The sequence below is a fragment of the Rhodococcus sp. K11/5 genome (assembly GCF_055193735.1).
The window spans coordinates 1,343,604-1,360,447 of record NZ_CM143721.1 but is presented as its reverse complement, the minus strand read 5'-3'; the positions used below and the strand labels follow the sequence as shown (position 1 = coordinate 1,360,447).

The window sequence follows — 16,844 nt, the reverse complement described above, 5'->3', positions numbered from 1 at the left end:
CTGTGCGGGGTTCTTTCGTCGTTCCCGAGTCGACTACAGCTTGGTCATGGGAACGCCGCCGATGAGCATCATCTTCACCCGGCCCGACGTGCCGAAATCGATGAGGACCATCGCCCGCTGGCCCGTTCCGTCGGACTCGACGACGGTGCCGAGCCCGTACTTGTCGTGGTTGACCCGGTCCCCGACCCCCAGCGTGAGGGTGTTGTTGGTGGGGCGCGCCTTTCCGAAACTCGGCGACGTCGACGACGGTGACGAACCGCCGGACCAGCCGCCACGCGGGTTGCTGGTCCAGTCGCGCTGCCGACCGGAGCCGATACCGCCGGAGGTGCCGCCGCCCGTGCCCGGATCCTCACGCTTCCACTCGATCAGGTGCTGCGGGACCTCCTGTAGGAAGCGCGACTCCGGATTGTTGATCGGTTGGCCCCACGCCGACCGCATGATCGCGCGGGTGAGGTAGAGACGCTCCCGCGCTCGGGTGATCCCGACATACGCCAGGCGACGCTCCTCGGACAGTTCCACCGGGTCGCCGAGGGCCCGCATGTGCGGGAACTGCCCGTCTTCCCACCCGGTGACGAAGACGATGGGGAACTCGAGCCCCTTCGCCGTGTGCAGCGTCATCAGAGTGACGACGCCGTCGCCGTTGTCGGGGATCTGATCGGTGTCGGCGACGAGCGAGACCCGCTCGAGGAACGCGGCGAGCGACCCGGCCTCGGGCTGTCCGTCGTCGGGCTCGCCGTCTGCGCTGTCCGCGGAGTCCTCGACGAGGTCGGCGTTCACGTCGACCTCGTCGAGCCCCTCGGCGTTTCGAGCGTCGGCGCTGAACTCCCGTGCGACGCTGACCAACTCGTTCAGGTTGTCGAGGCGAGCGCCGTCCTGGGGATCGGAGCTGGCCTCGAGCTCGGCCCGATACCGCGTGCGGTCGAGGACGGCCTCCACGATGTCTCCGATGTCGGCGACCTCGTTCCCGTCCGCGTCGGTGGCGTTCATCGTCGCGCGGAGTTCGTCGATCATCTCCATGAAGGACGAGATCGCGTTCTGCGCGCGTGTGTTCAACAGGGCGACCCGGCCGGCCGCGGCGTCGACGAGAGCAGCGGTGAAGCTGATGTTCTTGCGTTCGGCGTGCACTGCCACGCACGCCTCCGCGCGGTCACCGATCCCCCGCCTCGGCGTGTTGAGGATGCGGCGCATGCTCACCGTGTCGTCCGGATTGGCCAGCACGCGCAGGTACGCCACGACGTCGCGGACCTCCTTGCGCTCGTAGAACCGCACCCCGCCGACCACCTTGTACGGCAGACCGAGGCGAACGAAGATCTCCTCGAGCGCACGGGAGGAGTTGTTGGTGCGGTAGAACACGGCGACGTCGGAGAACTTGCGGTCCCCGCCGTCGACGAGCCGATCGATCTCGCCCGCAACGAACCGGGCTTCGTCGTGTTCGTTGTCCGCGACGTACCCGACGATGGGGTCTCCCTCGCCGGTGTCGGTCCACAGCCGCTTGTCGCGGCGGCCGGTGTTGCGCGAGATCACCGCGTTGGCCGCGGTGAGGATGTTCTGCGTCGACCGGTAGTTCTGTTCGAGAAGAATGGTGCGGGCGTCCGGGTAGTCCCGCTCGAACTCCTCGATGTTGCGAATCGTGGCGCCGCGGAACGCGTAGATGGACTGATCGGCGTCACCCACCACGCACAGCTCGCTCGGCGGAACACCGACGTGTGGAGCACCGTCCTGAGAAGCACCGTCCTGCGGTGCAGCGGAGGTGCCCACCAGCTCGCGGACCAGCATGTACTGCGCGTGGTTAGTGTCCTGGTACTCGTCGACCATCACGTGGCGGAACCGGCGGCGGTAGTACTCCGCGATGTCCGGATGCCGCTGCAGCAAAGACACGGTCTCGCCGATCAGATCGTCGAAATCGAAGGCGTTGGCCGCCCGCAACCGCTGCTGGTAGTAGCCGTACACCTTCGCCACGACCGTCGGGAGTTCCGCCGGATCCTGCTCCGCGTCGAGCGCGGCCTGTTCGGGCCCCACGAGCTCGTTCTTCAGGTTGGAGATGGCGGTGGCCAGCAGACGAGACGAGAACTTCTTGGGATCGAGTTCGAGATCCTTGCCGATCATCGTCAACAGGCGCCGCGAATCATCCGCGTCGTAGATGGAGAAGTTGGAGTTGAGCCCGGGCAGAAGTGCCGACTGGTTGCGCAGGATCCGCACACAGCTCGAGTGGAAAGTGGACACCCACATGAAGTTCGCGCGCGGGCCCACCAGCGACACGACGCGCTCGCGCATCTCCGCGGCGGCCTTGTTGGTGAACGTGATCGCCAGGACCTGGCCGGGAGTGACGTCGCGCTCCGCGAGCAGGTAGGCGATGCGCCGGGTGAGCACGGCCGTCTTGCCCGATCCTGCTCCGGCGACGATGAGGAGCGGGGAGCCGGAGTGCATCACGGCCTCGCGCTGCTGGGGGTTCAGGCCCTCCAGAAGAGAGTCCGAGGACTGGGCACGGCGTACTGGTGACTGAGTGTTCATCGCCCGCCCAGGTTACCGGCGGACACCGACACCTCCGACCGCGCGGGAGGGCGGCGCATACTGGAGTTCGCGGCCGACGACGACCCGCAGCACGATGCGGTAACGATTGCCCGAGCACGTCCGACATACTTCAGTGAGTCGGCACCGAATAACTGTCGACGCAATCAGGTCGCAGGAACACCATCGACTCGAGGAGTGAGATGTCCACATCGACGCAATCCGCGGTCGACCCCGCAGCGATCCCCACCACCGAAGCCGAGATCGACGAGCTTCGCAAGGAGATCGACCGCCTGGACTCGGAGATCCTGGCCGCCGTGAAGCGCCGCTCCGAGGTGTCCCGGCTGATCGGCGCGACCCGGATGGCGTCCGGCGGTCCCCGCCTGGTGCACAGTCGCGAGATGAAGGTGCTGCAGCGCTTCAGCGACCTCGGGCAGGAAGGCCACACTCTGGCCATGCTCCTGCTCCGCCTCGGCCGCGGCCGCCTCGGTCACTGACCGAGGACGGCCCGACCGCTCGACCCGGAGTGCTCGGCCCGGAGCTCAGGGCAGGGCGATGTACTTGGTCTCGAGGTACTCCTCGATCCCCTCGCTCCCGCCCTCACGCCCGAATCCCGACGCCTTGATGCCGCCGAACGGCGCGGCCGCGTCGGAGATGACCCCTCGATTGATGCCGACCATCCCCGTCTCGATGGCCTCGGCGACCCGCAGCGCCCGGTCCAGCCCCTTGGTGTAGACGTAGGCCGCCAGGCCGTACTCGGTGTCGTTGGCCGCCGCGATGCCGTCCTCCTCGGTCTCGAAGCCGCGCACCGCGAGAACCGGCCCGAACACTTCTTCCGTGAGAATCCGCGCGTCGTCGGGGACGTCGGTCACCACGGTCGCCGGGTAGAACCAGCCGCGGCCGTCCGGGGTCTGTCCGCCGAGCCTCACCGTCGCACCCTTGCTCGCCGCGTCGTCCACCAGTTCCGCGACGGTGTCGCGCTGGTCGGAGTTGATCAGCGGACCGAGCTTGGTGTCCGGATCCGTCCCGCGGCCGGTGGTCATGGCCGCCATCTTCTCGGTCACCTTGGTCACGAACTCCTCGAGCACCGAGTTCTGCACGTGAAAGCGGTTGGCCGACGTGCACGCCTCGCCCCCGTTGCGCATCTTCGCCAGCATCGCGCCCTCCACGGCGGCGTCCACGTCGGCGTCGTCGAACACCACGAACGGAGCGTTTCCGCCCAGTTCCATGGACGTACGGAGCAGATTCTTCGCGGATTTCTCCACGAGCATGCGACCGACGCCGGTGGACCCCGTGAACGTGAGCTTGCGCAGCCGCGGGTCTTCGAGCAGTGGCGAGGTCACCGCCGAGGAACTCGATGTCGGCAGGATCGACAGCACGCCCTCGGGCAGTCCGGCGTCGGCGATCAACTTGCCGAGGTAGAGCATCGTCAGCGGGGTCTCCGACGCCGGCTTGACCAGCATCGTGCACCCGGCCGCCAGGGCCGGCCCGATCTTGCGGGTCCCCATGGCGAGCGGGAAGTTCCACGGCGTGATGGCGAGAACCGGCCCGACGGGTTGCTTCGTGACCAGGATGCGACCGTTTCCGGCCGGGGCCTGCGAGAATCGGCCCTCGATGCGCACGGCCTCCTCGGCGAACCAGCGGAAGAACTCGGCGCCGTACTTGACCTCCGCCTTGCTCTCGGCCAGCGCCTTGCCCATCTCGAGCGTCATGAGCAGTGCGATGTCGTCGGCCTGCGCCGTGATCGCCTCGAACACCGCGCGCAGGATCTCGCCCCGCTCGCGTGCCGGGGTCGCGGCCCAGCTCGTCTGCGCCGCGGACGCCGCGTCGAGGGCGCGCACCGCGTCCGCCGGGCTCGCGTCGGCGACCGAGGTCAGAACCTCACCCGTCGACGGGTCCTTCACCTCGAAGGTGGCGCCGTTCTCGGCGTCGACCTGGTGGCCACCGATCCACAACTTGGTGGGTACCGATGCGATCAACTGGGTCTCGTTCATGCCGGTCATCTGCCGGGCATACCCACCTCGGACCCCGCGCTACACGCGCTCCGGCGCATTAGGCTCGACTCCCATGAGTGCCGACATCACCACCACACCCGCCTGGACGACGCTGACCACCCACCACGCGCAGATCGCCGATCGTCATCTGCGCGAGTTCTTCGCCGACGACCCGTCGCGCGGCCGCGAGCTGACCGTCACCGCGGGCGAGTTGTACATCGACTACAGCAAGCACCGCGTGGAGCGCGAGACCCTCGAGTTGTTGCTCGATCTGGTCCGCGCCGCCGATGTGGAGGGGCGCCGCGACGCGATGTTCGCGGGCGAGCACATCAACACCTCCGAGGACCGCGCGGTGCTGCACACCGCGCTTCGACTCCCCGCCGACGCCACCCTCGAGGTCGACGGCCAGGACGTCGTCGCCGACGTGCACGAGGTCCTGCGCCGAATGGGCGAGTTCACCGATCGCGTGCGCTCGGGCGAGTGGACGGGTGCGACCGGCAAGAAGATCGAGACCGTCGTGAACATCGGCATCGGCGGTTCCGACCTCGGCCCGGTCATGGTGTACCAGGCCCTGCGGCACTACGCGGACGCCGGGATCTCGGCGCGTTTCGTCTCGAACGTCGACCCGGCCGATCTGGTGGGAACCCTCGCCGGGCTCGACCCCGCGACCACGCTGTTCATCGTGGCGTCCAAGACCTTCGGCACCCTCGAGACCCTGACCAACGCGACGGCTGCCCGGCGGTGGCTCACCGAGGCTCTGGGCGAGGACTCGGTCGCACAGCACTTCGTCGCCGTGTCCACCAACGCGGAGAAGGTCGCGGACTTCGGCATCGACACGAACAACATGTTCGGCTTCTGGGACTGGGTCGGCGGGCGCTACTCGGTGGATTCCGCGATCGGCCTGTCCGTGATGCTCACCGTCGGACGGGAGGCGTTCGCGGATTTCCTCGAGGGATTCCACATCATCGATCGGCACTTCCTCGAGGCGCCCCTTCACACCAACGCGCCGGTCCTGCTCGGAGCGCTCGGAGTCTGGTACTCCAGCTTCTTCGGCGCCCAGTCGCGCGCGGTGCTCCCGTACTCGAACGATTTGAACCGATTCGCCGCCTACCTGCAGCAGCTGACGATGGAGTCGAACGGCAAGTCCGTCCGCGCCGACGGATCCCCCGTCACCACCGACACCGGGGAGATCTTCTGGGGCGAGCCGGGCACCAACGGGCAGCACGCGTTCTACCAGTTACTGCACCAGGGAACGCGGCTCGTCCCGTCGGACTTCATCGGGTTCGCCGAGCCCACCGACGATCTGCCGACCGCCGACGGCACCGGGAGCATGCACGACCTTCTGATGAGCAACTACTTCGCGCAGACCAAGGTGCTCGCGTTCGGCAAGACCGCCGAGGAGATCGCCGCCGAGGGCACCGCGGCGGACATCGTGCCGCACAAGGTGATGCCGGGCAACCGGCCGTCCACGTCGATTCTCGCGCCCAAGCTCACCCCGTCGGTGGTGGGTCAGCTCATCGCGCTGTACGAGCACCAGGTCTTCGTCGAGGGCGTGATCTTCGGCGTCGACTCGTTCGACCAGTGGGGTGTGGAGCTGGGCAAGACGCAGGCCCAGGAGCTGACGCCGGTGCTCACCGACGCGTCGGGGCCGGGGGACGATCTCGACTCCTCCACCGGCGCTCTCGTCGCCTGGTACCGAGGCGAGCGCGGTCGATAGGACCGACACATGACGAGACCGCGACGTTCCGTCTGGTCGGGGGTCGGACGGAATGCCGCGGTCTCACAGTGAACGTCGTCGGGAAGCGCCCGAGCGTTACAGACCCGTCGACACACCGCGAAGATGGCTGTGAGGGACCACAGCCGGGCGCGGCAGCGGTACCGTCGAATCATGACCGAGCTCGAGACGGGTACCGCTGCATGACCCGCCTGTCCGTCGTCGACGAGATCTTCCTCCGCACCCATCGCGGGATGGGTGTCCCCATCGCCATGCAGGGTGTCTGGATCACGGCCGAGCCGATCACCCCGGACGCGCTCGACGCCATCGACGAGGCCCTGTCCCGCGGTTCCCTCGGACTGCGCATCGTCACCCCGCGTGTGCCGGGAGCGCGGCGCCGATGGGTGAGCAGCACCGGACGCACCGGTGCGCGGTGGACCGAGGGCACCACCGCCGATCGGGCGGTGCGGTGGGCGGACCGCCAGGCCGACGTGCTCCTCGATCCCGAGTACGGACCGGGCTGGTCGCTCTCGGCCGCCCCTCTCGACACCGGCGGCACCGTCGTCTCCCTCGTCTGCTCGCACGTCGTCGCCGACGCCCGCGGACTCATTCGCGCGGCCGAGGCGGCGTTGTCCGGCCGCGACGCCCCCCGGTCCCGACTCGCCGACTTCGACACCAGCGACGCCTCGGACGCGGCCTCGACGCTGTCCACGGTCATCGGCCGCAGTGCCGTCGCCGCGGCCGCGCTGGCGGTGCGTCCGACCCGACGCACCGAGTTGCGTCGCTACCTCTCGTCCTCCCGTGGCGAACCTCGGGCCTCGCCGGCCGCTCCTCCGCCGGGATGGGCTCCCGCCTCGGTCACGGTGGACGTGGACGCCGCCCGATGGGAGGCCACCGCCGCCGCCGACGACGGCACGCCGAACGTGCTGTTCCTGTCCGTCGTCGCGGCCGCGGTCGACGAACTCCGCGGCGGCGGCGGCGATTCCGTTCTGCTGGGCGTGCCGATGAAGGTCGAGGATCAGGGCGGCGCGAACGGCCTGTCCATCACCGCGGTACGCGTCGAACGCGGGCAACATCTCGGTGACATCCGTGGCCGGGCCAAGTCCGCATATCGCTCACCGCTCCGTGGTCCCGCCGGTTTCCCCGACGAACTGCTGCACGTGGTCCCTCAACGCTGGGCGTCGGTGCTGGCACCGTCGACGGGACGACGAGACGCGTTGTGTTCCAACATCGGTGACCTTCCCGACGGCATCCGGACCATCGGTGGGCGACCGGCCATCCGCATCGCGGCCCGCGCCATCCACCCGGTCACCGATCCCGAGTCGGTGGCCGCATCACCCTGCATGCTCTCGGCCTACCTCTGCCGCACCGCCGACGTCTACACGATGTCGATCGTCGTCACCGATCCCTCGGTGGACGGCGACGCGATGCGCATCGCGACGGCGACGTCACTCGATCGACACGGGCTCGATCCGAGCTTCTGGTGACCCCGCCCGGTCACACCATGCGGTCGGTGATCGCGTGCGGCAGGACGCGCAACGCGATGTCGAGCGCCTTCCAGGTGGGACCGGGAAGGGCGGAGCGTCGTGCTTCCTTCTCGATCGCGTCGACCATCGCGGACACGCCCGCATCGAGCGTGGCGAGCAACCGGCCCGCGTCTCCCGCCCCGGCGGACATGTCCGTCGCGATGTATCCGGGCAGGAGCGTCGTCACGGCGATCGGGCTGCGCCGCAGTTCGGCCGTCAACGCCTCCCCGAGTGCGGACACCCCGGACTTCGACGCCGAGTACACCGCCTTGGATCCGGACAGTCCGCGGTCGGCGCTGACCGAGGACACCAGCACCAGATGCCCGGCGCTCTGCTCACGGAAGATCTGCAATGCCGCTTCGATCTGGGACACGGCGCCCACGAAATTGGTGCGGGCCGTCTCGAGGTTGGCCTCCGCGCGCCCGGTCCCCATCCGGGCACCCTTGCCGAGACCGGCGTTGACGATCACGCGGTCGAGGCCGCCGAGCTCGTCCCGCAACGCGGCGAATCCACGGACGACGGACTCGTGGTCCGTGACGTCCACGGGCGCCACGGCCACCGAAACGGACGGAAAACGCTGCGTCAGTTCGGCTTTCAACGCCTCGAGACGATCGGTACGGCGTGCGCACAGCGCCAGGTCGCGGCCCTTCGCGGCGAACCGTCGCGCCATCTCCTCCCCCAGCCCGGAACTCGCACCCGTGATCAGGATCTTCTGCCGCACCATCACGCCACCTCTCGTCAGCCAACCCGAAGGAGTCCCATCATGCCCGCAAGCGACACCTACGACGTCGTCGTCATCGGCGGCGGACCCGTCGGCGAGAACGCGGCGCAGTACGCCATTCAGGGGTCCGACCGCACGGCCGCTCTGGTCGAGCACGAACTGGTCGGCGGCGAGTGCTCGTACTGGGCGTGCATGCCCAGCAAGGCCCTGCTTCTCCCGATCGCGGTACTGAACCAGGCGCGACACCTGCCGGGTACGAGGGAGATCGTCGGGACGCAGACCCTCGACGTTCCGGCCGTGCTCGCCCGACGCGACACCTACACCCACGGACTCGACGATTCCTCGCAGGTGGAGTGGGCCGAGGGCGCGAACATCCACGTCGTTCGGGGGCACGGGCGCATCTCCGGCGAACGCGAGGTGACGGTCGAGTCCGCGGACGGCACCCGCCGGACGCTGACGGCCCGCCACGCCGTCGTGTTGGCGACCGGAACCACCGCGTCCGTACCGCCGATCGACGGACTCCGCGACGCACGGCCGTGGACCTCGCGCGACAGCACGAACCTGCACGAGGTGCCCGAGCGCGTACTGGTGATCGGCGGCGGCGTCGTGGCCTGCGAGTCCGCGACGTGGTTGCTCGCACTGGGTGCGGCCGTGACCATGGTGGTTCGAGGATCGTCTCTGCTCTCGGGGTCCGAGGACATCGCGGGAGAGGCCGTGGCGCAGTCACTTCGGGACGCCGGAGCCGATATCCGGTTCGACTCCGAGGTGTCGTCGGTCTCCCGACCCGACGCGTCCGACACCGGGTACGGCCACCGCCACGGCGGACCCGCGACGGTGACCATCGGCGGCGGGAACTCGAACGAGAACCTGGAGTTCGACGAGATCCTGGTGGCCGCGGGGCGCACTCCCGCGTCGAACGACGTCGGTCTCGATTCCGTACCCGGCGGGCCGACGCCGGGTGAGTACGTTCCCATCGACGACGCCCTGCAGGTCTCGGGCGTGGCGGGCGACTGGCTCTATGCCGTCGGCGACGTCAACGGCCGTGCGCTGCTCACCCACATGGGCAAATACCAGGCCAGGGTGGCGGGTGAGGTGATCGCGGCCCGTGCGGACGGAAAGCCGGTGTCGGGCCGGAAATTCGCGGCCACCGCCGACCACGGCCAGGTTCCCCAGGTCGTGTTCACCACCCCCGAGGTCGCGTCCGTCGGTCGCACCGAGAAGCAGGCTCGCGACGAGGGCATCGACGTGCGCGCGGTGGACATCGACTTCGCCGTCGCCGGCTCGTCGCTGCGCCAGGACGATTTCGCCGGCCGAGCGAAGATGGTGATCGATTCCGCGTCGGACACCGTCATCGGCGTGACCTTCGTGGGCCAGGGAGTGGCGGAGCTGATCCACGCCGGCACCGTGGCGGTGGTCGGACGGGTTCCGCTGGACGTGCTGTGGCACGCCGTCCCGTCGTACCCGACGATGAGCGAGATCTGGCTCCGACTGCTCGAAGAGGCGCGGCGAGACCCGGCGAGCTGAGCGGCTGCGTCAGGTCACCGGCGGCTGCGTCAGGTACCGAGGGGTTGGGCGCGGCGGACCGAGTCCGCCGCCCTCGCCGCGTCGAGCGGAACCGGCGAAAGGATTTCGCCCGCACCGAGCGTGAGGGTGCCGGAGCCGACGGGCGCGATGCGCAGACCGCCCCGGCCGATCAACGCCTTGCGGGTACCGGGCGCCACCATGGTGTCCATCCACCCGCACGGGTGGGCGGGGCGGCCGCCGCGGAACAGGATCGGGCCGGTCCCGGTGTCGAGGACGAACTCCTCACCGCGCAGCGGGTCGAGCTCGAGCCCACGCACCACCACGTTGCGTCGGGCGACGGAGACGTCGACGGCCGGTGCCTGCGCGGCGTCCAGTGCGGCCTCCCAGGCCTCGATCGCGAAGAGGGTGACGGCCGCTTCCGTGTGCGCCTTCACCCCGAAGAAGCGGTCCCCGCGAATGCCCTTCGTCGCGACGACGTCGACGGAATCGGGGAAGCGAGTGGGTACCTCGGCCGGCCCGTCCTTGCTGCGGCCGAAATACGCATGTGACGGCGCGACCAAGAACTGGACGATCTCTATGGGATATCGGTAAGTCATCTCGGCCCCAGTCTATTCGCCGAAGTGGTGTCCGACGCGATCCGTATAGTCCGAAGACATGGGTGACGACACAGGTCAGCAGGCAGTGAACACGGTGGTCCACACCGCGGAGGGGCCGGTTCGGGGCGTGGCACGCCGACGGACCGTGCACTGGCGGGGCATTCCCTACGCCCGTCCGCCGGTGGGGGAGTTCCGGCTCCGGGCACCGCAGCCCGTCGAGCCGTGGACGGTCACGCGCGACGCCTCGCGGTTCGGCAACGCCTCGATCCAGGACACCCGACGCAACCCCATCGGCCCCGGCCGCGGGCAGTCCGTGGACGAGGACTGCCTCACGCTCAACGTCGTCGCCCCCACCGCGCCGTCACGCACGCCACGACCGGTGATGGTGTTCGTCCACGGTGGGGCCTACACCGTGGGCACGTCGTCCACGTCGCTGTACGGCGGCACGTCGCTGGTCACTCGCGGTGACGTCGTCTACGTCTCGATGAACTACCGGCTCGGCTCGCTCGGCTACCTGGACTTCCGACAGTTCTCCACGCCGGACCGTCCGTTCGACAGCAACCTCGGACTGCGCGACCAGGTCGCCGCGCTCGAGTGGGTGCAGCGCAACATCTCCGCCTTCGGCGGCGACCCGGACAACGTCACGATCTTCGGGGAGTCGGCGGGCGGCAACGCCATCACCACGCTGATGGCGGTGCCCGCGGCGGCCGGTCTGTTCCAGCGGGCCATCTCGCAGAGTTCGGCTCCCGGCATGGTCAGCACCAACGGCCGCAGCACGCTGTGGGGCGCGCAGTTCGTCGAACTCCTCGGCGTGGATCCAACCGACACGGCGGCCGCGGCGAGTGCCCTGCACGACGCGACGCCGCAGAAGCTCGAGCAGGTCGGTCGGGCTCTCGGCGCCAAGATCGGCCGCGAGACGCCGGGGCTCATTCCGTTCGGCCCGAGCGTCGACGAGGACTTCGTCCCGGAAGCACCGCTCGAGGCCTACCGATCGGGGCGCGCCCACCGCGTGCCCATGATCATCGGGACCAACCGGAACGAGGGCACGCTCTTCCCCAAGTGGCTCGACGTGTTGCCGACCAACCCGGACCGCATCGACCGCTTCTTCGCCAACACCGACCCGTCGGCGAAGGACCGTATCCTCGCTGCCTACGACGGCTACCCGGGTGCGGAGGCGGCGGTGAACTTCGGTGGCGACCTGACGTTCTGGCGTCCGTCGGTGGAGATGGCCGATGCCCACGCCGAGTACGCCCCGGTGTACGTCTACCGGTTCGACTACGCGACGCGATTCTTCGATCTGCTGGGGCTGAAGGCGACGCACGGTTCCGAGCTGTTCGCCGTGTTCGGCGCGTACGACGCGGCCGTCGGGAAGGCCTTCGCCCTGCTCGGAGACCGGAGCAGCAGCCGCCGGGTCACCGACGAGGTGCAGACGCAGTGGCTCTCGTTCGCGCGAACCGGGCAGCCGACGTCGGACTGGGCGCCGTTCGAGGTACCCACCCGCGCGACCCGAATCTTCGACGCGACGACGCGCATGGAGAACGACCCGCTCGGTGCGCGCCGCGCGGCGTGGGACGGGTTCTCCGGATACGACGCGGCGAGCGACGAATCGTCGCAGGACTTCCGGGTCGCGGCGGAGCGCTGACCCCGGGGGCCTACTTGACCAGGCGGGACAGTCGGCGGTCGGCGAGGATCCGGCCGCCGGTCTGACACGTCGGGCAGTACTGGAACGAGCGATCGACGTACGAGACCTCGCGCACGGTGTCCGAACACACCGGGCAGCTCTCACCCGCGCGAGCGTGGACGCGCATGCCCGACCGCTTCTCCCCCTTCAGCCGAGCGGCATCCTGCCCGACGGACCGGTCGACGGCGTCCTGCAGTACCGAGCGCGTCACGTCGAACAGGCGCTGCATGTCCGGATCGGACAGCGACGCCGTCGTCGCGAACGGGGACAGCTTCGCCGTGTGCAGGATCTCGTCGCTGTAGGCGTTACCGATGCCCGCGAGAAGCTGCTGGTCGACCAGCGCCGTCTTGAGTCGAGAGCTCTTGCGCCGCAACAGTTCCGCGAACTCCGGTTCGGTGACCGCCATCGCGTCGGGTCCGAGACGGGCGATACCGGGGACTTCCTGCGGGTCCCGGACCACCCACACCGCGAGCCGTTTCCGGGTGCCGGCCTCGGTGAGATCGAACGCGGGCGTCAGCCCCTCCGTGGTGAACAGGTGGACCCGCAGCGCGAGCGGACCCTTACCGGGTTTCGGCGGGGTGGACGAGGGGTTGTCGCTCCACCGCAGCCAGCCGCCCCGCGACAGGTGGGTGATCAACCACAGGCCGTCCGCCTCGATCCCGAGGTGCTTCCCGAACCGTGATGCTCCGGTGATGTCGCGACCCTGAAGGTCGGTCACCGGCGGGTCGAACGTCTTGAGGACGCTCAGCGCGGCGACGTCGATGCGACCGACGACCGCGCCCGTCGCATGATCGCGGAGAAACCCCGCGAGGGCCTCGATTTCGGGTAGCTCCGGCATCGGTCCAGCTTATGGTCAGCGGCGCGGCTCATGGCCAAGTCAGGGACGCTGGAGCAGATATGTGTCCATGACCCATCCGGTGCGGTCGCGCAGCGTGCGTCGCGTCTCCACGATCTCCTCGCCCACGTCGCGAACCAGACCCTCACGAACGACGGCGTCGGGAGTGCCGAGATTGGCTCCCCAGTACACGTGCCACTCGGGAAACGCTCGAAAGCCGCAGTCGGAATCGAGCATGACGACGGCCGCGTCGACGCCGTCCGGCACGCCCTGTTCGCGCAGCTGCCGCCCGGTGGTGGTGAGGACCGGCTCGCCGACGCGGTTGAGCACCATGCGGTGGGCGGCGGCCAGGGCCGACGGAGCGGTCACGCCGGGGACGACGGCGATCTCGAACGGGTGAGCCACGACCGCTCGAACCCGTTCGGCGACGCGGAGCGTGCTGTCGTAGAGCGACGGGTCACCCCACACCAACATGGCACCGACGCTGTCTCGCGGTTCGGCGTCGACCAGGTCGGCCAGTGCCCGTGCCCGGCGGTCGTGCCAGTCGTCGACGGCGCGGTCGTAGTTCTTCGGCGCGCGGTCGCGGGGCGGGTCCACGAAGTCGACGATCCGGTGCTCGCGGGTGACGTGCTCGGCCAGAATCTGCGTGCGCACGTCGACGAGTTCCTGCTTCTGCGCACCCTTGTCGATGACGAAGAAGACGTCCACGGTGTTCATCGCCTTGACCGCCGCGACGGTCACCTGATCCGGGTTCCCGGCGCCGATACCGATCACGTGCAACGTCTTCATGTCCGGAAGCCTAAGCTGGGCGCTCGTGATGGTCTCCACCCCGTACGAGGACCTGCTGCGCCACGTTCTCGAATCCGGCACCCCCAAGTCCGACCGCACCGGAACCGGCACCACCAGCGTGTTCGGCCATCAGATGCGGTTCGATCTCGCCGAGGGCTTTCCGCTGGTGACCACCAAGAAGGTGCACCTGAAGTCGATCGTCTACGAGCTGCTGTGGTTCCTCCGCGGCGAGTCCAACGTGGGTTTCCTGCGCGAGAACGGCGTGACGATCTGGGACGAATGGGCCGACGCCGACGGTGAACTGGGACCCGTCTACGGCGTGCAGTGGCGATCCTGGCCGACGCCGTCGGGCGAGCACATCGACCAGATCTCCCAGGTGATCGAGACGATCCGCACCGATCCCGATTCCCGACGCATGATCGTCTCCGCCTGGAACGTCGGGGACATCCCCGAGATGGCCCTGGCACCGTGCCACGCGTTCTTCCAGTTCTACGTGGTCGACGGCAAGCTCTCCTGCCAGCTGTATCAGCGCAGCGCGGACATGTTCCTCGGCGTTCCGTTCAACATCGCCAGCTATGCGCTTCTCACCCACATGGTGGCCGCGCAGACCGGGCTCGAGGTGGGCGACTTCGTGTGGACCGGCGGCGACTGCCACATCTACGACAACCACCTCGACCAGGTGCGCGAGCAGCTCACCCGCACCGCCTTCGCGCCGCCGACGTTGCGCTTGGCGGCCCGCGACTCCATCTTCGACTACACCTTCGAGGACATCGAGGTCGTCGACTACGAGCATCATCCGGCCATCAAGGCGCCCGTCGCCGTATGAGCGCTCGGGTCGGACTGGTGTGGGGGCAGGCCAACGGGGGGATCATCGGTTCCGGCGGCGGCATCCCGTGGCACGTTCCCGAGGACATGGCCCATTTTCGTGAGGTGACCGGCCGTCATCGCGTCGTGATGGGGCGCAGGACGTGGGATTCGTTGCCGGCGCGATTCCGGCCGCTGCCGGGGCGCACCAACGTGGTGCTGACCCGAGACCCGCAGTGGCACGCGGAGGGCGCGCTGCGGGTGTCGACCATCGACGAAGCGCTGGACACCGATCGGGACACCTGGGTGATGGGCGGTGCGGAGATCTACCGACTGGCGATGCCCTACGCGTCGGTGGTGGAACTGACGGAGATCGATCTCGACGTGCCCGGTGACACCGTGGCACCTGCGGTGCCCGACGACTTCGTCGCCGACATCGGTTCGTGGTCGATGAGCGCGAAATCCGGATTGCGTTATCGATTCGTCCGATACACGCGCGATTCCCCGTGCCGAGACTTCTGAACTGCGCAATACTCGCGCATCATGGACAAGAAATCGCTGACCGCGCTCGCCCGCCAGCAGCTCAAGCTCGCCAAGACGGCGTCCAGTGGCCGGAGTTCGCAGACCGTCTACGGCGGGCACCAGCGCAGTCTTCGTCAGACCGTCGTGGCGCTGAGCGCCGGTCAGTCCCTCGGCGAGCACGACTTGAGCGGCGAGTCCACGATCGTGGTGCTCACCGGACAGCTCTCCCTGGTGAGCGGCGAGAAGTCGTGGAAAGGCTCGACCGGCGACCTGCTGGTGGTCCCCGACGCCCGCCACAGTGTGCAGGCCGTCGAGGACGTCACGTTCTTGCTGACCGTCGCCATGTGAGAACGCGGCCGGCAGAGAACCCTCAGGCGTTGACCTCTTCGCGGGCCTGCTCGCGAGCGAGGGCGCGATCGCGAGACTCCTCGAACCGCAGTGCCTGCTGTTCGAGGTCGGCGAGATAGTCGACGACCAGGTCGCGCATCTTCTCGCCCTCGCCCCCGAAATCGTTGCGCTCGAACATGTTCCACTTTCGCAGGACCGGCAGCAGCACCTCGTCCAAGTGCTGCCTCAGGTCGTAGATGCCGTACTTGGCGATCAGGACCGCGTTGCGGCGGAAGTCGGGCTGGTTCAGACCCGGCATCTGGAAGTTCAGCACCACGTCGGCGATCGCCTTCATCGCCTGGTCCGGGGCGAGCTCGATGGCCGCCTCGCACAGGTTGCGGTAGAAGATCATGTGCAGGTTCTCGTCGGCGGCGATGCGGGCGAGCAGCGCGTCGGCGATGGGGTCGTTGCACGCCTTGCCGGTGTTGCGGTGCGACACCCGCGTCGCCAGTTCCTGGAACGTCACGTACGCGACGCCGTGCAGGAGGTTGGCTCCCTCCATCGGCGAGTCGATGCCCACCGTCATGTGCTCCATGCGGGCGCGCTCGAGGGCGACGGGATCGACGCTCCGCGTGACCACGAGGTAGTCCCGCATCGCGATGCCGTGGCGGTTCTCCTCGGCCGTCCAGCGACCGACCCACGTTCCCCAGGCGCCGTCCATCGAGAAGTTCTCGGCGAGGCCACGGTGGTAGGACGGCAGGTTGTCCTCCGTGAGCAGATTCGTCACCATCGCCGCCTTGGCCACCTTGGACAGCGACGACTGCTCGGGTGACCAGTCCTGGCCACCGAGCATCGCGAAGTTCTTGCCTTCGCTCCACGGTATGTAATCGTGCGGATTCCACGCCTTGGCCAACGACAGATGGCGTTCGAGATTGACCTCGGCGACGGGCTGAAGTTCGCGGAGCAGTTCGAGCTGAGTGAGCGGACGCGTCACGGTGGACCCCCTGTGGACGGCAGACGACGAGGACGAACATTCGTCGAGCGTCGACGCTAGGTCGCACGAAATCCTGGCGGCACCAGGTTGCGTCGATGTTGGAAGTAGTCGCAATGGGCGACCGGAGCCCATGGTCGAAATCACAGTCCGATCACGGGACACGACCCAAACCGACACGTTTTACCGTTTATAGGCCTATAATCTGAACTTGCGCCCCGTTTTCGATCCAGAAGCAAGCCCGGAACATGGGTGAAGGCACCAGGAGCTACGTCGCAGCAGTGGGGGGCCACTGCATGTCGCGGACGGAAG

15 protein-coding genes are annotated in these 16,844 nt (G+C 68.4%); 8 read left to right on the top strand and 7 right to left on the bottom strand.

The window, feature by feature from the left end:
* Positions 1-33: 33 nt before the first annotated feature.
* On the bottom strand, positions 34-2,511 hold the full coding sequence (locus ACY466_RS06590; protein WP_463250858.1) for a UvrD-helicase domain-containing protein: 2,478 nt from the start codon (positions 2,509-2,511) through the stop codon (positions 34-36).
* Positions 2,512-2,711: 200 nt separating this feature from the next.
* Here ACY466_RS06590 and ACY466_RS06585 point away from each other — a divergent pair, with 200 nt between their 5' ends.
* The gene (locus ACY466_RS06585) at positions 2,712-3,005 is read left to right on the top strand and encodes a chorismate mutase (protein ID WP_463250856.1); all 294 of its coding nucleotides are present in this window, start codon (positions 2,712-2,714) and stop codon (positions 3,003-3,005) included.
* A gap of 45 nt (positions 3,006-3,050) precedes the next feature.
* Here ACY466_RS06585 and ACY466_RS06580 read toward each other — a convergent pair whose 3' ends face one another.
* The gene (locus ACY466_RS06580; RefSeq protein WP_463250854.1) at positions 3,051-4,511 is read right to left on the bottom strand and encodes an NAD-dependent succinate-semialdehyde dehydrogenase; all 1,461 of its coding nucleotides are present in this window, start codon (positions 4,509-4,511) and stop codon (positions 3,051-3,053) included.
* Between the two features lie 64 nt (positions 4,512-4,575).
* Between ACY466_RS06580 and pgi the strand changes: the two genes are divergently transcribed.
* Complete coding sequence (pgi, locus tag ACY466_RS06575; RefSeq protein ID WP_463250852.1) at positions 4,576-6,219, top strand: glucose-6-phosphate isomerase; 1,644 nt, start codon at positions 4,576-4,578, stop codon at positions 6,217-6,219.
* Positions 6,220-6,419: 200 nt separating this feature from the next.
* Positions 6,420-7,703 carry a hypothetical protein gene (locus tag ACY466_RS06570; protein WP_463250850.1) on the top strand — a complete coding sequence of 428 codons (1,284 nt, stop codon included), beginning with the start codon at positions 6,420-6,422 and terminating at the stop codon, positions 7,701-7,703.
* Positions 7,704-7,713: 10 nt separating this feature from the next.
* Here the strand turns inward: ACY466_RS06570 and ACY466_RS06565 are convergent, their stop codons facing one another.
* On the bottom strand, positions 7,714-8,466 hold the full coding sequence (locus ACY466_RS06565; RefSeq protein ID WP_463250848.1) for an SDR family oxidoreductase: 753 nt from the start codon (positions 8,464-8,466) through the stop codon (positions 7,714-7,716).
* A 39-nt stretch (positions 8,467-8,505) separates the two neighbouring features.
* Between ACY466_RS06565 and ACY466_RS06560 the strand changes: the two genes are divergently transcribed.
* Positions 8,506-9,987 (top strand): dihydrolipoyl dehydrogenase family protein, encoded by a 1,482-nt coding sequence (locus ACY466_RS06560; protein ID WP_463250846.1) that lies wholly within the window; start codon positions 8,506-8,508, stop codon positions 9,985-9,987.
* Positions 9,988-10,016: 29 nt separating this feature from the next.
* On the opposite strand, the gene ACY466_RS06555 is transcribed toward ACY466_RS06560, so the two are convergent.
* Complete coding sequence (locus ACY466_RS06555; protein ID WP_463250844.1) at positions 10,017-10,583, bottom strand: molybdenum cofactor biosysynthesis protein; 567 nt, start codon at positions 10,581-10,583, stop codon at positions 10,017-10,019.
* A gap of 58 nt (positions 10,584-10,641) precedes the next feature.
* On the opposite strand from ACY466_RS06555, the gene ACY466_RS06550 reads away from it, so the two are divergent.
* Positions 10,642-12,225 (top strand): carboxylesterase/lipase family protein, encoded by a 1,584-nt coding sequence (locus ACY466_RS06550; RefSeq protein ID WP_463250842.1) that lies wholly within the window; start codon positions 10,642-10,644, stop codon positions 12,223-12,225.
* A 10-nt stretch (positions 12,226-12,235) separates the two neighbouring features.
* On the opposite strand, the gene ACY466_RS06545 is transcribed toward ACY466_RS06550, so the two are convergent.
* Both ACY466_RS06545 and cobF read right to left on the bottom strand, forming a co-directional pair.
* Positions 12,236-13,102, bottom strand: coding sequence for an Fpg/Nei family DNA glycosylase (locus ACY466_RS06545; RefSeq protein ID WP_463250840.1), 867 nt, complete (start codon positions 13,100-13,102; stop codon positions 12,236-12,238).
* 39 nt (positions 13,103-13,141) lie between these two features.
* The gene (gene cobF / locus ACY466_RS06540) at positions 13,142-13,888 is read right to left on the bottom strand and encodes a precorrin-6A synthase (deacetylating) (RefSeq protein WP_463250838.1); all 747 of its coding nucleotides are present in this window, start codon (positions 13,886-13,888) and stop codon (positions 13,142-13,144) included.
* Positions 13,889-13,913: 25 nt separating this feature from the next.
* On the opposite strand from cobF, the gene ACY466_RS06535 reads away from it, so the two are divergent.
* Genes ACY466_RS06535 through ACY466_RS06525 form a run of 3 tightly spaced genes read left to right on the top strand, consistent with a single transcriptional unit; the run spans position 13,914 to position 15,562 of the window.
* Positions 13,914-14,714, top strand: a complete 801-nt coding sequence (locus ACY466_RS06535) for a thymidylate synthase (RefSeq protein WP_463252160.1) — start codon at positions 13,914-13,916, stop codon at positions 14,712-14,714.
* The gene (locus tag ACY466_RS06530) at positions 14,711-15,214 is read left to right on the top strand and encodes a dihydrofolate reductase (RefSeq protein ID WP_463250837.1); all 504 of its coding nucleotides are present in this window, start codon (positions 14,711-14,713) and stop codon (positions 15,212-15,214) included. Before ACY466_RS06535 ends, ACY466_RS06530 begins: the two co-directional genes overlap by 4 nt.
* 21 nt (positions 15,215-15,235) lie before the next feature.
* Entirely contained in the window at positions 15,236-15,562 is a 327-nt protein-coding gene (locus ACY466_RS06525) for a cupin domain-containing protein (protein ID WP_463250835.1), read from the top strand.
* 22 nt (positions 15,563-15,584) lie between these two features.
* Here the strand turns inward: ACY466_RS06525 and ACY466_RS06520 are convergent, their stop codons facing one another.
* Entirely contained in the window at positions 15,585-16,535 is a 951-nt protein-coding gene (locus tag ACY466_RS06520; RefSeq protein WP_463250833.1) for an acyl-ACP desaturase, read from the bottom strand.
* Between the last annotated feature and the right edge of the window lie 309 nt (positions 16,536-16,844).